This is a genomic window from Flammeovirga agarivorans (genome assembly GCF_012641475.1).
GTDB classification, from domain to species: domain Bacteria; phylum Bacteroidota; class Bacteroidia; order Cytophagales; family Flammeovirgaceae; genus Flammeovirga; species Flammeovirga agarivorans.
In genome coordinates this window covers 906,694-920,051 of record NZ_JABAIL010000003.1, presented here as the reverse complement: position 1 = coordinate 920,051, position 13,358 = coordinate 906,694, and the positions used below count along the sequence as shown (strand labels likewise).

14 protein-coding genes are annotated in these 13,358 nt (G+C 31.0%); 13 read left to right on the top strand and 1 reads right to left on the bottom strand.

Annotated features, from left to right (window positions below; translation table 11 throughout):
- Positions 1-200: 200 nt before the first annotated feature.
- The gene (locus HGP29_RS12410) at positions 201-1,901 is read left to right on the top strand and encodes a fasciclin domain-containing protein (protein ID WP_168882726.1); all 1,701 of its coding nucleotides are present in this window, start codon (positions 201-203) and stop codon (positions 1,899-1,901) included.
- Positions 1,902-1,978: 77 nt separating this feature from the next.
- On the opposite strand, the gene HGP29_RS12405 is transcribed toward HGP29_RS12410, so the two are convergent.
- The gene (locus HGP29_RS12405; RefSeq protein WP_168882725.1) at positions 1,979-2,980 is read right to left on the bottom strand and encodes a malate dehydrogenase; all 1,002 of its coding nucleotides are present in this window, start codon (positions 2,978-2,980) and stop codon (positions 1,979-1,981) included.
- A gap of 207 nt (positions 2,981-3,187) precedes the next feature.
- Here HGP29_RS12405 and HGP29_RS12400 point away from each other — a divergent pair, with 207 nt between their 5' ends.
- The 12 genes from HGP29_RS12400 (at position 3,188) to HGP29_RS12345 (ending at position 13,007) form a co-directional block, all read left to right on the top strand.
- On the top strand, positions 3,188-3,514 hold the full coding sequence (locus HGP29_RS12400; protein ID WP_168882724.1) for an ArsR/SmtB family transcription factor: 327 nt from the start codon (positions 3,188-3,190) through the stop codon (positions 3,512-3,514).
- A 22-nt stretch (positions 3,515-3,536) separates the two neighbouring features.
- Positions 3,537-4,142 (top strand): low molecular weight phosphatase family protein, encoded by a 606-nt coding sequence (locus HGP29_RS12395; RefSeq protein WP_168882723.1) that lies wholly within the window; start codon positions 3,537-3,539, stop codon positions 4,140-4,142.
- A gap of 26 nt (positions 4,143-4,168) precedes the next feature.
- Positions 4,169-5,251 carry an ACR3 family arsenite efflux transporter gene (gene arsB / locus HGP29_RS12390; RefSeq protein ID WP_168882722.1) on the top strand — a complete coding sequence of 361 codons (1,083 nt, stop codon included), beginning with the start codon at positions 4,169-4,171 and terminating at the stop codon, positions 5,249-5,251.
- 61 nt (positions 5,252-5,312) lie between these two features.
- Entirely contained in the window at positions 5,313-7,079 is a 1,767-nt protein-coding gene (gene arsA, locus HGP29_RS12385) for an arsenical pump-driving ATPase (RefSeq protein WP_168882721.1), read from the top strand.
- A 345-nt stretch (positions 7,080-7,424) separates the two neighbouring features.
- Positions 7,425-7,685, top strand: coding sequence for a hypothetical protein (locus HGP29_RS12380; RefSeq protein WP_168882720.1), 261 nt, complete (start codon positions 7,425-7,427; stop codon positions 7,683-7,685).
- The gene (locus HGP29_RS12375) at positions 7,682-8,095 is read left to right on the top strand and encodes a hypothetical protein (protein WP_168882719.1); all 414 of its coding nucleotides are present in this window, start codon (positions 7,682-7,684) and stop codon (positions 8,093-8,095) included. Before HGP29_RS12380 ends, HGP29_RS12375 begins: the two co-directional genes overlap by 4 nt.
- Entirely contained in the window at positions 8,088-8,705 is a 618-nt protein-coding gene (locus HGP29_RS12370) for a hypothetical protein (RefSeq protein WP_168882718.1), read from the top strand. Before HGP29_RS12375 ends, HGP29_RS12370 begins: the two co-directional genes overlap by 8 nt.
- An 848-nt stretch (positions 8,706-9,553) precedes the next feature.
- Complete coding sequence (locus HGP29_RS12365; RefSeq protein ID WP_168882717.1) at positions 9,554-9,940, top strand: hypothetical protein; 387 nt, start codon at positions 9,554-9,556, stop codon at positions 9,938-9,940.
- A 561-nt stretch (positions 9,941-10,501) separates the two neighbouring features.
- Complete coding sequence (locus tag HGP29_RS12360; RefSeq protein ID WP_168882716.1) at positions 10,502-10,687, top strand: hypothetical protein; 186 nt, start codon at positions 10,502-10,504, stop codon at positions 10,685-10,687.
- Between the two features lie 2 nt (positions 10,688-10,689).
- Positions 10,690-11,109, top strand: coding sequence for a hypothetical protein (locus HGP29_RS12355; protein WP_168882715.1), 420 nt, complete (start codon positions 10,690-10,692; stop codon positions 11,107-11,109).
- A 280-nt stretch (positions 11,110-11,389) separates the two neighbouring features.
- Entirely contained in the window at positions 11,390-11,869 is a 480-nt protein-coding gene (locus HGP29_RS12350; protein ID WP_168882714.1) for a hypothetical protein, read from the top strand.
- Between the two features lie 670 nt (positions 11,870-12,539).
- Positions 12,540-13,007, top strand: a complete 468-nt coding sequence (locus tag HGP29_RS12345) for a hypothetical protein (RefSeq protein ID WP_168882713.1) — start codon at positions 12,540-12,542, stop codon at positions 13,005-13,007.
- Positions 13,008-13,358: the final 351 nt, after the last annotated feature.

The following is a 13,358-nucleotide window of genomic DNA, read 5'->3' as shown; positions in this document are numbered from 1 at the left end:
AATATTTTTTTTTCATTTTTTTTCAACTTTCACTTTAAGAAGTTTATATGTCAAAATTACATTTAAATTCAAAGTCAAAAATATAACTATTCTAATATAACCCTCATCCTCAATTAGGTTTAGACAAAAATTGTTTAAACAATTAAATCTCACAAATCCTTCAACAGACTGAATTTTCAACCAATAAAAACTGTAATTGAATGAGAACTATTAATCTTTTTAAAATCATGCTGACAATAGGCCTGTTCGGTCTATTCACGTCTTGTTCAGATGACGACAATGACAATCCAACAAATCTTCCTGCTGTTGAAGAAGCACAAACTATTGCAGGAATAGCATCATCAACTGATGATTTTTCTACATTAACTTCTGCACTTACAGATGCACAGTTAGTGTCAGTTTTCGCAGACTTAGGAGGAGACTACACAGTATTTGCTCCAACTAACGATGCATTTAATAAATTACTTGCCGCTGAAAATGGTATTTCTTCATTTGATGATTTATCAGATGAAGCTCTAGATAAGCTCTTGAAGCACCACGTAGTACAAGGGAGTGTTTTTTCATCAGATCTTTCTGATGGACAAATGGTTGAAACACTAGCAGGTACAATGCTAGAAGTCGATATCACTGATGGTGTTGTCACTGTTGGTGGTGCTCAAGTTACCGCTGTTGATGTAGAAGCAAGTAATGGTGTAATCCATGTTATCTCGGATGTGATGGTAACTACAGAAGCGTTAACTATCGCTCAGGTGGCTATCAGTAATCCTAGTTTCACAACTTTAGTATCTGCTTTATCACAAGCAGAATTAGTGGCTACTTTCTCAAATGCTGATGCAGATTATACAGTATTTGCACCAACAAACGATGCATTTACTGCTGCAAAGGTTTCATTATCTGAAGTAGAAAAAATGGATCTTCAGAGATTATTAATGCACCATGTAGCAGAAGGTACAACATTATCTAGATCATTATCAGATGGAATGGAAGTGCCCACACTAATTAGTACAGATTTAAATGTTGCTGTTTCAGCATCAGGTGTAATGATTGATGAGGCAAATGTAACGGCAGCTGATATCAAAACAATTAATGGTGTAATCCACGTAATTGATGGAGTATTAAAACCAACAACTATTTATGACCTTGCTAAAGAAGCTGGTAGTTTTTCATCACTATTAGGTGCTTTGGATGCTACTGAACTAACTTCTTTAGTAGATATGGATGGAACAACTGATTACACAGTTTTTGCTCCAACAGATGATGCTTTCGAAATGGTAGACTTAACGGGTCTATCTACAGAATATATCGCAAGAATTTTAGCACATCACGTAGTAGAAAATACTAACCTTTCAGGTTCATTAGAAAATGGTCAGATGGTAACTACTTTAGCAGGTACTAAGCTAGAGATCAGCAAAAGTGAGGGTGTACAAGTTGGTAGAGTCAATGTTGTACAGGCTGATTTAGTAGCTTCAAATGGTGTAATTCACGTGGTCGATGAAGTACTTCTACCAAACACTATTTATGATGTTGCTATGAGAGCAGGTAGTTTTACTAGTTTATTAGGAGCATTAGAAGCGACAGATTTAGCTTCAACTTTTAATATGGATGGTGATATGGAATATACGGTATTTGCACCAACTGATGACGCTTTCAGTAATGTAGATGTATCCACACTTACTACCGAAGAATTGGCAAACGTTTTAAAGCACCATGTTGTATCTTCTAAAGTATTATCAACTGCCCTTTCTGATGGTCAGATGGTAACTACACTAGCAGGAACAACACTAACAGTAAGTATCTCAGATAACAATACTGTTATGATAGGTAATGCGACTGTAAGTACGGCGAATGTTGAGGCCTCAAATGGAGTAATCCATATAATTGATACGGTCTTATTGCCCTAGTATGTAAATTAATTGAATGAATAGAGAAAAGTCCACTTCATATGAGGTGGACTTTTGTTTTAATTTAGATTATGCTTCTATAAGATGTGTGGGTTCAATTCACTCCATTGATTTATTGGAGGAATAATACCCATGTTTATCACTTCGTCTCTCAAACTACAGAGATGTTTGTAACTTCTTTTTAGCACTTCCAACTCATTACTAATTCCTTTAGGCAAATGAACTTTTACACCTTCTTTTGACAACTGAGTATCCATTGCCATCATAATGTTTTGGTAGCCTAGAATATTAGAATAGGCTCCAACTGGCCAAGGAAATGCTTCACCACCCATAATGGCTTCCATCATTTTAATGGATAAATAAGCTGGACTTTGAAATGAAGATCTTCCTCTTAACTCAATAATATTTTTTCCTCCCTGAATAACTCTTTGTTGTAAAGCATGCCAATCCTCTTCTGGAAATACATCAGTACCAATTATTTTATTTAATGGTAAATTATCAATGGTTGTTGAAGAAGAAAACACAGCCATTTGCTCACCATGTCCGCCATAAGTATTGGTATTTTTCACCTTATCCAAAGGCAATTTAAAATACTTTGCTAACTCTGACCGTAATCGTGTTGAATCTAAAGCCGCCAATGTACTTACCTGATGAGGTTGTAAACCAGAATAAAGTAGCGTCACTAGACCAGTAATATCTGCTGGATTAAATACAACAACTACATGTTTAACATCAGGTGCGTAATTTCTAATATCACGACCTAACTTTGCGGCGATTTCTGCATTGCCTTTTAATAAATCCTCTCTAGTCATTCCTGCTTTTCTTGCAGCACCTCCTGAAGAGACTATATAATCAGCATCTCGAAAAGCAACACTAATATCGTCTGTATATTGTAAATTGAAACCATCAAAACCACAATGCAACATTTCTTCATAAGTCCCTTCTAAACCTTTAATGTAAGGATCATAAAGCACAATATTAGGAGTTAACCTTAACATCATTGCAGTTTGTAACATATTTGACCCGATCATTCCTGCAGCTCCGCAGATAACTAATTTTTCTGATGTTAAGAATTTCATATCTATAATATTTTATTATTTATCTATTATTGTAATAGTATAAACGACTATCAATTCAATGATGATTCATTAATAATCGAATACTCCATAACTAATTATTATAAATAGACAGAAAAACACCACGCTATTTTATTTTCTAATCTATTTTTTTCATAAATAATTTTAAATAATTTTTACTTTCACATCGCTATATCGTAATATTGCGATATGGGAATAACAAAAACACAAGGATTTTCAGAGGAAATTACCTCAATGGCGGATATTCTAAAAGTATTAGGACACCCGGCAAGATTAAGTATTATGATGCACCTGGCAAATTCACCACAATGTATTAATAGTGATTTGGTGGATGAATTACCGCTAGCACAGTCTACAATTTCAAGACACTTGTCTGAATTAAAAAGAGTAGGATTGGTTAGAGGGACAATTTCTGGGAATAACATCAGTTACTGTGTCGATGAAGAAACTTGGGAAAAAGTGAAGAGCTTCTTTGCAGCAACTTCTGATTTATTATCTCCAAAAAAGTGTTGTTAATTAAAAAATATCTCAACTAATTATGTCAAAAATCAACGATTACATTTCATCAGCAATTCAAGAATTTGATCAAATCTCAGAAGAAAGAAAAGCACAATTAGAAGTAATTACAGAATATGTAAAAGAAAGTTTAGCAACTAATGGAGTAGCCAACTTAATTTTAATCTGTACGCATAATTCTAGAAGAAGTCATTTATCGCAAGTATGGACACAGGTGGCTGCTCATTATTATGGCATTACAAATGTTTTTGCATATTCTGGCGGTACTGAGGCTACAGCAATGTTCCCATCTGCTGGTAATGCATTGGAAAGAGCTGGTTTGGATATTATAAAATTATCTGAAGAGAAGAATCCTGTTTATGCAATTAAGTTTGATGAAAATCAACCTGCAGTTATTGCTTTTTCTAAAACATTTGATCATCCTTTTAACCCACAATCAAATTTTGGTGCTGTAATGACATGTACACATGCAGATCAAAATTGCCCAGTTATTCCAGGAGCAAAAAGGATATCATTACCATTCGAAGATCCAAAAGCATTTGATGGAACACCTCAACAAGAAGAAAAATATGATGAGAGATGTCGTCAAGTAGCTAGAGAATTATTATACGCATTTTCATTAGTTTAAGGAACACTGTTTAATTCATATATAACATGGAAAAGGTATTAGATCAGGACCCTTTATGTCCTCAAAAACAACCAAAGAAGTTATCTTTTTTAGATACTTACTTAACACTTTGGATTTTCCTTGCAATGGCAATCGGGGTAGGAGTAGGTTACTTCTTTCCAAATGTAGCAGATAGTATTAACGATATGTCTGTAGGTACGACAAACATTCCTCTGGCTGTTGGTCTTATCTTAATGATGTACCCTCCACTTGCAAAAGTGAAATATGAGGAAATGGGAAAGGTATTTAAAAACGTAAAAGTTTTATCTCTTTCATTAGTACTAAACTGGATCGTTGGTCCGGTATTAATGTTTGCTTTGGCTCTTATTTTCCTTCATGATTATCCTGAATATATGACAGGTTTAATCCTGATTGGTCTTGCTAGATGTATCGCTATGGTTGTGGTTTGGAACGACCTTGCTGATGGATCTAGTGAATATGCTGCAGGTTTAATTGCACTTAACAGTATTTTCCAAGTTTTATTCTACAGTGTATATGCTTATATCTTTATTACTGTATTGCCTCCATTATTTGGTTATACAGGGTTAGATGTAGATATCACGATGGGACAAATTGCTGAATCTGTATTTATATACTTAGGTATTCCATTTATAGCAGGTTTCTTAAGCAGAAAAATCCTTGTGAAAGTAAAAGGTAAAGATTGGTATGAAAACGAATTCGTACCAAGAATTTCACCAATTACATTAGTAGCATTGTTGTCAACTATTGTCTTGATGTTTAGCTTAAAAGGTCAGATGATTGTTGAGATACCAATGGACGTAGTAAGAATTGCGATTCCATTAGTGATCTATTTTACATTGATGTTTGTTGTAAGTATGTATTTAGGTAGATATTTTGGTGCAGATTATCAAAAAGATGTTTCTATTGCATTTACTGCAACAGGCAATAACTTTGAATTGGCAATTGCTGTAGCTATTGGTGTATTCGGTATTAATTCAGGTCAGGCGTTTACAGGTGTGATTGGTCCATTAGTAGAAGTACCAGCACTTATTGGATTGGTGAACCTCGCTTTCTGGTTTAGAAAAAAATACTATACTTCAGAAAAATAACCATCAAAAAGCCTGAACTAACAACATAGTATCAGGCTTTTTTGATTAAATTTTATACGATATGAACTCATATACAAAATTTCTTTTCTTTACCGGTAAAGGTGGAGTAGGGAAAACATCTCTAGCATCAGCAACCGCTGTGAAGTTAGCAGATGAAGGAAAAAAAGTTTTATTGATTAGCACAGATCCAGCATCTAATCTCTCAGATGTTTTGGAAATGAATGTAGGAGAACGAATTCTAAAACACCCTGAATTAGAACAACTTTCTGCTATTAATATCGATCCTGAATCAGCAGGTGAAGAATATAAAAATAGAGCAGTTTCTTCATTGGGCATGCTTGCCACAGCAGAGTATAAAGCAAAAGTACGTGAACAACTGTCTGGTGCTTGTACTGTAGAAATTGCCTCGTTCGATGAATTTACAAGGTTTATTTCAAGTGAGGCTAACCCTGAGAACTATGATCATATCGTTTTTGATACCGCACCAACAGGGCACACATTAAGATTATTAGAATTACCAGAAGCCTGGAGTTCTTTCTTGGATCATAGTGAAGGAGCTTCTTGTATAGGTCCATCTTCTTCTCTAAAAACAAATCATTTAAGATATAAACAAGTTGTAGAAACTTTAAAGGACAAAGAACAAACAACCTTTATCCTAGTTGCAAGACCTGAAGTGACTTCACTAAAAGAAGCCAATAGGACCTCAGAAGAGTTAATGGAACTCCAACTTGAAAATCAATTATTATATATCAATGGTGTTTTTGAGGCGGTTGCTTCGACCGATGCTTTTGCCAATCAGCTACAAGAAAAAGCAAACGCTTCGATCGCACAGTTACCACCTACTTTACAAAAGTTAGCGCATTTTACTTTTCCATTATTATCCTATAATGTATTAGGTTTGGAAAAATTACGTTCAGTATTTTCTGTAGAGAAAAGAGCTTCTATCGCTACCAATTCGAGTAATACAATTACAACTACTGATCTTGAAAACCATCATTTAGAAGAACTTATCAACGATCTTGAAAAAGATGGGAAAGGACTAATTATGACTATGGGTAAAGGTGGTGTAGGTAAAACAGTATCTGCAAGTGCGATCGCTCTAATGTTAGCAGAAAGAGGGCATAAGGTCTTACTCACTACTACAGATCCTGCAGCACACCTCACAGACTTTACTTCACAAATCGATAAGTTACCTGATACTTTAACGGTTGAAAGAATAGATCCAAAGGTGGAAACAGAGGCTTATATTGAAAAAGTAATGCTTCAAAAAGGAGAGGGTAAAACGGAAGAACAGAAAAAGTTAATCCGAGAAGACCTTAACTCTCCATGTACTGAAGAAGTAGCCGTTTTTCATGCATTTTCTAAAGCAATAATGGGTGCAAAACGCCAATATGTTGTGATGGATACTGCACCAACAGGACATACATTATTATTGCTTGATACAACTGGTGCTTACCATAATGAAGTTGTAAAACATAGTAATATTGATGTTTCTAAGTTATCGACGCCTTACAAGATGATCCAGAATAAATCATTGACTAAGGTGATTCTTGTAACGTTACCAGAAACCACTCCAATTCGAGAAGCACAAAGTCTACAAAGTGATTTAGAAAGAGCAGGAATTACTCCTTATGCTTGGATTATGAATCAGGAACTAATGACAAATAATACTATTACTGACCCAATTCTACTTCAGCGTAAAGAAAGTCAGTATACGTTGTTCTCGAATTTTAAAACGACCGAAGATAAACCAATTTATACAATACCTTATATACTTAATGAAAAGGTATTGGCTGAATTACATCAGAACCAATCGGTAGTGAAATAATATTTGAAAGTGCTTTGTATAAAATGCAAAGCACTTTTTTATGTAAGAACTAAAAAATGATAAACCAGTAAACTTGGTAAATTGTCATTGAATCTACTGAATAATCGCCACCATTTGGTATGAATATGGTGGTGGTTGAGAAGGAGGATAAGTCTGATCAATAAGTTTCACTATAATAGGAAAGAATAACAGGAGGAGGTTGGATTTATTGATTACGAAGCTAGCTTAGGAAGATGGTTCACTATTGATCCTCATGCAGAAAACTATTTAAATATATCACCATTTACTTATGCATTAGATAATCCAATATATTTTATCGATCCTGATGGGAAAGATGTGTACGGGATGAGCATTGAAGAAATGCAGAATATGTATGGCAGTAATAATGTCAAGATACAAACATATAACAGGAAAAGTAATAAAGGGAATCCAATTGCAGATTTTTTAAATAGTCCAATAACTGATAAAGAGTATGCTTATAAAGTAGCACAACTTGGAGGAGTTTATATGAAAGGAGGAGTGTTTCGAGTTATTCAAAAGTTTGAAGATGGTGAGCTAACAAGAGGAAAAGCGTTGTCGATTATTGGTGGAAGTATTGTTTTTTGACTACGGCTGCAAAATTAGATGATGTTTCAGCAGAAATGGCTTACTCTTTGAGAGAAAGAGGTCTCGAAGGACGTAATCATAATGGGTATCAAGAGCATCATCTGAATGTTGAAGCTATTACAAGAGCAGACTCTAATGCTCCTGATGATGTTAAAGAGTTATATCAAATTGCTAAATCTGTGGGTTATAATAATGATAGCTTTACTATTCTTTTGGAAAGATTTACGAATAATGGTGGCTATGGTATTCATGGAAGTCATTATTGGTATAACCAATACAATTATGATATTCTTGAAAATTCCGCAAAACGTCTAAAAAACATTATTAAATCCGAAGTTTTAGATAAAGATATTGCAGATGAACCATTTCAAAATTTAAATTCAGTTTTTAGAACTTTATATAATGAATAAAACTATGAATTATTATTCTATTCAAGATAAGTTTAGAAAAATTCCTAAAAAAATAAGGAAACTAGAAAAAATAAACTCTATAGAAGTTAATGAACTATGTCCATTAACTGATTTTATATTGGCTTCAAATTTTAGAAAGAATAAATTATTAATATCAAATAGATGTTATTATTCATTTAAACAAATGAATTTATCACCTCATTCAGTAGAAAAAGTAAAAATAAAAAGTTCACATGAGGAATTTGTAATTATCAATTTTAAAGATATTTATGGTTTAATGTTGAATTCTATAGAATATGAGAAATCAGAATTCTACCTGGGGTATTTGAAGTCTCTTAATTCAATTCATACAATAGATGAATGTTATTTTGTTAATAAAAAAGAATTAATAAGCAAATCAAATGAACTTATACTCTCAGATAAGTATTATCATGATTCTTATGGTCAATTAGCCATTTTTCCAAAGAAGATCAAATTATCGTCTAAATTTGATTACGATTATTTCCATTTTACTGAGATGTTCATTAGCAATTACCTTAAAGATGAAATAATAAAACACAATCTAACAGGTTTAGAAATTGAACAAAAGTCAACAAGTTTATTTTTTTGATCTAACTTCACTGTAATCCCTCACTGTTCAGAGTATTAAACGTTGTGTCACACGGATATACTAATTGATTAAGTCTTTGACTTATAACATGACGTCAAAAAAGCAAACATCAAAAATATGAAATACACTCTCTTCTTATTTAATTTTTGTGTAGGTAAAGGGGCTTTACTACCAATGATTCAAAGTGTTTTGATTGGAATAAGAGGAGTAGAAGCTACTGCAAACTATATTAAAATATCATTGATTTTTCAGGATCAAAAGTCTTATTGAAATCACAGTTTAATGAAAGATTAACGTTATATACTAAGGTAACAAAATCAACAAATTATATGTAACTATGAAATCCAAATTTGAAATATTATATATATCAATATTGATAATAATACTATTCAATAGAATAATAATGTTTTTACCTGAAACAGTTATATTTTATCTCAGCGTCTTTATAATTTTTTTAAATTTATTTAGGTTGATATTTCTCAATGGTATTAAAAAAGGAGTTATTTTTAATAATTTTAAAGTAATTAATTTTAATAGTTTTTATTTGAATCTTTCTTTCCCTAAAGGGTTTTTACCCATGTACTTATTTATAACATTAATACTCTTTTTTTTTTATAAAACTTTGAGTTTACAAGAAGAAAAAAATTGTGTTATATCATTATTTATTTATTTGACTTCTTATATTAAGATAAGCGCTAGTAAATAAACCCTTTAACTATATTTAGTGAAAGAAGTTTTTTTAAAAAAAATCCACTGCTCTGAGTGTTAAATGCAGTGTCACTCCAAAATAAAGGTTTACTCTTCCTTTTAATATGCAGTTTACAAATTTGGAACTACACAATTTTACAATGAATAGAATATCTTATTTTTTAAGTGGTATTATATGTTTGTTCATAATATTTCATATTTTTTTTAATGAAAATGATAAAAATTTTGATCAAAGTCTTGCAATAAAACGATATAAAGAAACTTTTGAAGGTCGTGTTTTGAGTAAGGAAACAATACCTAATAGGTCAATATTGCGGAAGATAGTATTTGATAGTCGAAAAGAAATAATAATTTACAATACCAATGGTGGTATGAAATTTTACAATGAATTAAAAGAAAATGACTATATTTTGAAGGAAAAAAATAATTCATTTATTACAATAAAAAGGGATGATGCTGAATTTAATATATTATATGCAGATACAGTTTTTTTAAATTCCCCTTTTAGTCAGAATGTTAATCACTAGTTTGATTATAAATTTGGAACAAACTCTGCACTGTTCAGAATGTTAAACTCAGTGTTATTTCGCACTTACCAATGATTAAGTCTTTAATTTAAAACAAAACGTCAAAAAGCAAACAACTAAAAATGAGATACACTCTTTTCTTGTTATTATTTTCACAGCGGAGATTTTACATGTAGAAACCTACGCTCTTTCTATCATTTAAAACAGCAACAAGCTGAACTTCAAAAACAACGGTTAGAAGAGAGTTTATTGCAAATGGGAGAGCTACCTCAGTTGGAATCTTTAGTAGATTATAGAATAGGTATATTAAAAAGACCAAGATTTCAATCATGGACAAAAAGAGCCTTTGAGTTCAATAACTAGACAACTTTATTTTTTGAACTAAGTTACAAACTTATGCCGTAAACAAATTCGTAGTGACACTATCGTTTAACACTACGAATAGAGGTGTGACATCAAATTTAAGTCAGAAAAAAATTACCTTCTAAAAGATGGAAAAGTAAAACTTTCACATGGAGGAAGTGTTGGACACGGTATAGAAGTTTCTTCAGGTTCTGAATAGTGACTGCTGATACTAAAGCAGAAGGTCCCGTCAATATTGGAGCTGGGATTGCAGCTTTTGGTAAAGTAGAGAATGAAGCTGATAAAACTACTTTAACAGTAGGAGGGACTACAGGTACTAAAGTTGAGCTCGTTATAGTACCAGAAATAAATATTGAATTAGGTTATAGAATTACATTTGATTGATTATGAAGTATTTAAGTTTAAGTTATTGCTCGGTTTTAAGCCAAATTATTTTTTTAATTATGTCATTTTTTTTAGTTATTCCATTTTTTTTTGCTATTAAGAATCCTAGTCTTGAAGGTGTGATATTTCTTTCTTGTTATGTAGGAGGTTTGTTTTTAATGAATTTTGTTAATTTTCAGTTCTATGAGATTCATTTAAAACCTAAAGGTATTGTGGTTAAGAGGTTATTTTTAAAGAAAACATATTCGTATAATGATTTTTGTGATGTGTCTCCTTTCTTTTTATTCATTTATAAAATTCAATTCAATGAAAGAAGTGTTCTATTTATTCTACCTAAAAGATATTCTTTAAAATATTTGTTTTCTGACCCGGTAGAACTATCAAATAAAATTAAGGAAAATATAAAAGAGTATTATCAATAAGTGTGTTCTCCTCACTGTTCCGAGTGTAAAACACTTATGTTATAAATAAACTTATTCATCAAATAAGTTTATTTATAACAAGATGACAAAAAGTAAACATCAAAAAAATGAGATACACTCTCTTCTTAGTGGTAAACCATTTAGTGAACTAATTCAGATGTTGTTAAATCTAATGCGGAGAGAAGAGCTGCATATTTTATTCCTACTAATGGTCTTATATCAGTTGACCGAAATGTTGTAAACAGACTTAAAGTAGGTAAAGTAAAAAAGAACGAATAATATGAAAAATATAATATTATTAATCATTTTCATGAGTTGTACTTTTTATGGCTTTGCTCAAAAAAACATAAAATATTATTCAGTGGATACAGTTGAATTAATTAATCCATATAAAGTATTCATTCATAAGAAGAGGGAAGCAAATTTAGTTTGTATAGTTGATAGTGTTAATAATTTAAAGAAATATTCATACTCAGATATACTAATGGATAAATATATTTATTTGGATGGTTACTATATTGAAAGTACTTTCTGTGAATTTTATGATGATTTTAATCCAATTATAAGGTTAAATAATAAAATTATGATACAGAAATTAGAGACCAAACAATTCAAATTGGTCCTTATGAGAATAGAAGATTACCACCAAGAAATAATTGATATGGATGGAGATATATATTCTGAAATTTTGTTTAAAGAGAAATATGTGAAAAATTTTTTCTTAAGAGTTTTGATACCAATTTGTGATTTAAAACAATAAATGAATTTATATACTACTGTTCAGAGTATTAAAAACAATGTCACTCCAAACTTACTAATTAACTAAGTCTTTGACTTATAACTCAATGCTAAAAAGCAAACAACAAATAATGAGATACACTCTCTTCTTGTTATTATTTTCACAGCGGAGATTTTACATGTAGAAACCTACATTTGTTCTATCAATTAAAGCAACAACAAGCTGAACTTCAAAAACAACTATGATAAGATATTGTATTGCAAATAGGAATAATAGCTCAATTGTAATCTTTAGTAGATTATAGAGTAGATATATCAAAAGAGCAAGATTACAAATCATGACCAAAAAGAATTTTTGGGTTCAATAACAAGACAACTTTATTTTTTGATATAAGTTACAAACTTAGGCCATAAACAAATTCGTAATGACACTATCGCGTAACACTACGAATAGAGTAAGTAGACTTGTTACACTAACGGTGATACAACAAGATTTGAAAGAAAATTAAATTGATAAAGAAATGAATATAAAAATCACTTTAATAATCTTACTATTTTTTTTCTCGTGTTCTAGATCAAGAAAAGAAGAGTATAATTACATAGACCCCAATTTACGTAGTAATATTAAATTTATTAAAGAAGTAAACATTACAAAAAACAAAAAATATAGTTTCACTACTATAAGTCATTATATGAAAAATAAGCAAGTTTCATCTTGTGACATTTACCTTAATGATGAATTTGATCAAACAGAGGAGGGAATATTTTCAGAAAATGGCAATTATATGTATGGATATAAAGTTAATGGGAAATTTAATGGTTTTATTGCCAATAAGTTCAATATCAATAATTTAAATTTTTGTTATTATTCTTCAGATAGTTTATACATGATCTCTAAATACATTATTAATAATGGATTATTAAAACTTAGAGTTAATAAATATATTGATTCAGATAGGATTGATTCTTTACATTATATTTATAACAAATCAGATTTAATTAAAATAATAAATGGAGATAATTTGAAATATTTGTTTTCAAATTATAAATATGATTCTGTTGGTAATTGGACTTTCCGTGAAGTAAAAAGATATGATAGTGATACTACTATTACTCAATATTCTTCAAATAGATATATTAATTACTATTCTGATAATTAATAATATTTTAACATAAACCACCCTTTTCATTTTCATCTACCTCCTCCAATGTTCGAAGTGTCATTTAGCACTATCCAATATGAGTATTTGAGTTCAATAACAGACAACTTTATTTTTTGAACTAAGTTACAAACTTATGCCGTAAACAAGTTCGTAGTGACATTATCGTATTAACAATACGAATGGAGGAAATTTTCAGAAAATGGAATTCAACTCGGAGAAATGAATACTAAGCTACTTCAAAAAATCGAAGAACTCACTTTATATGTTATAGAGATCAATAAAGAGGTGAAAGAACTAAAGGAAAAAATGCAGAACTAGAGAAGAAACTTAAAACTCAGAAGATTCTCG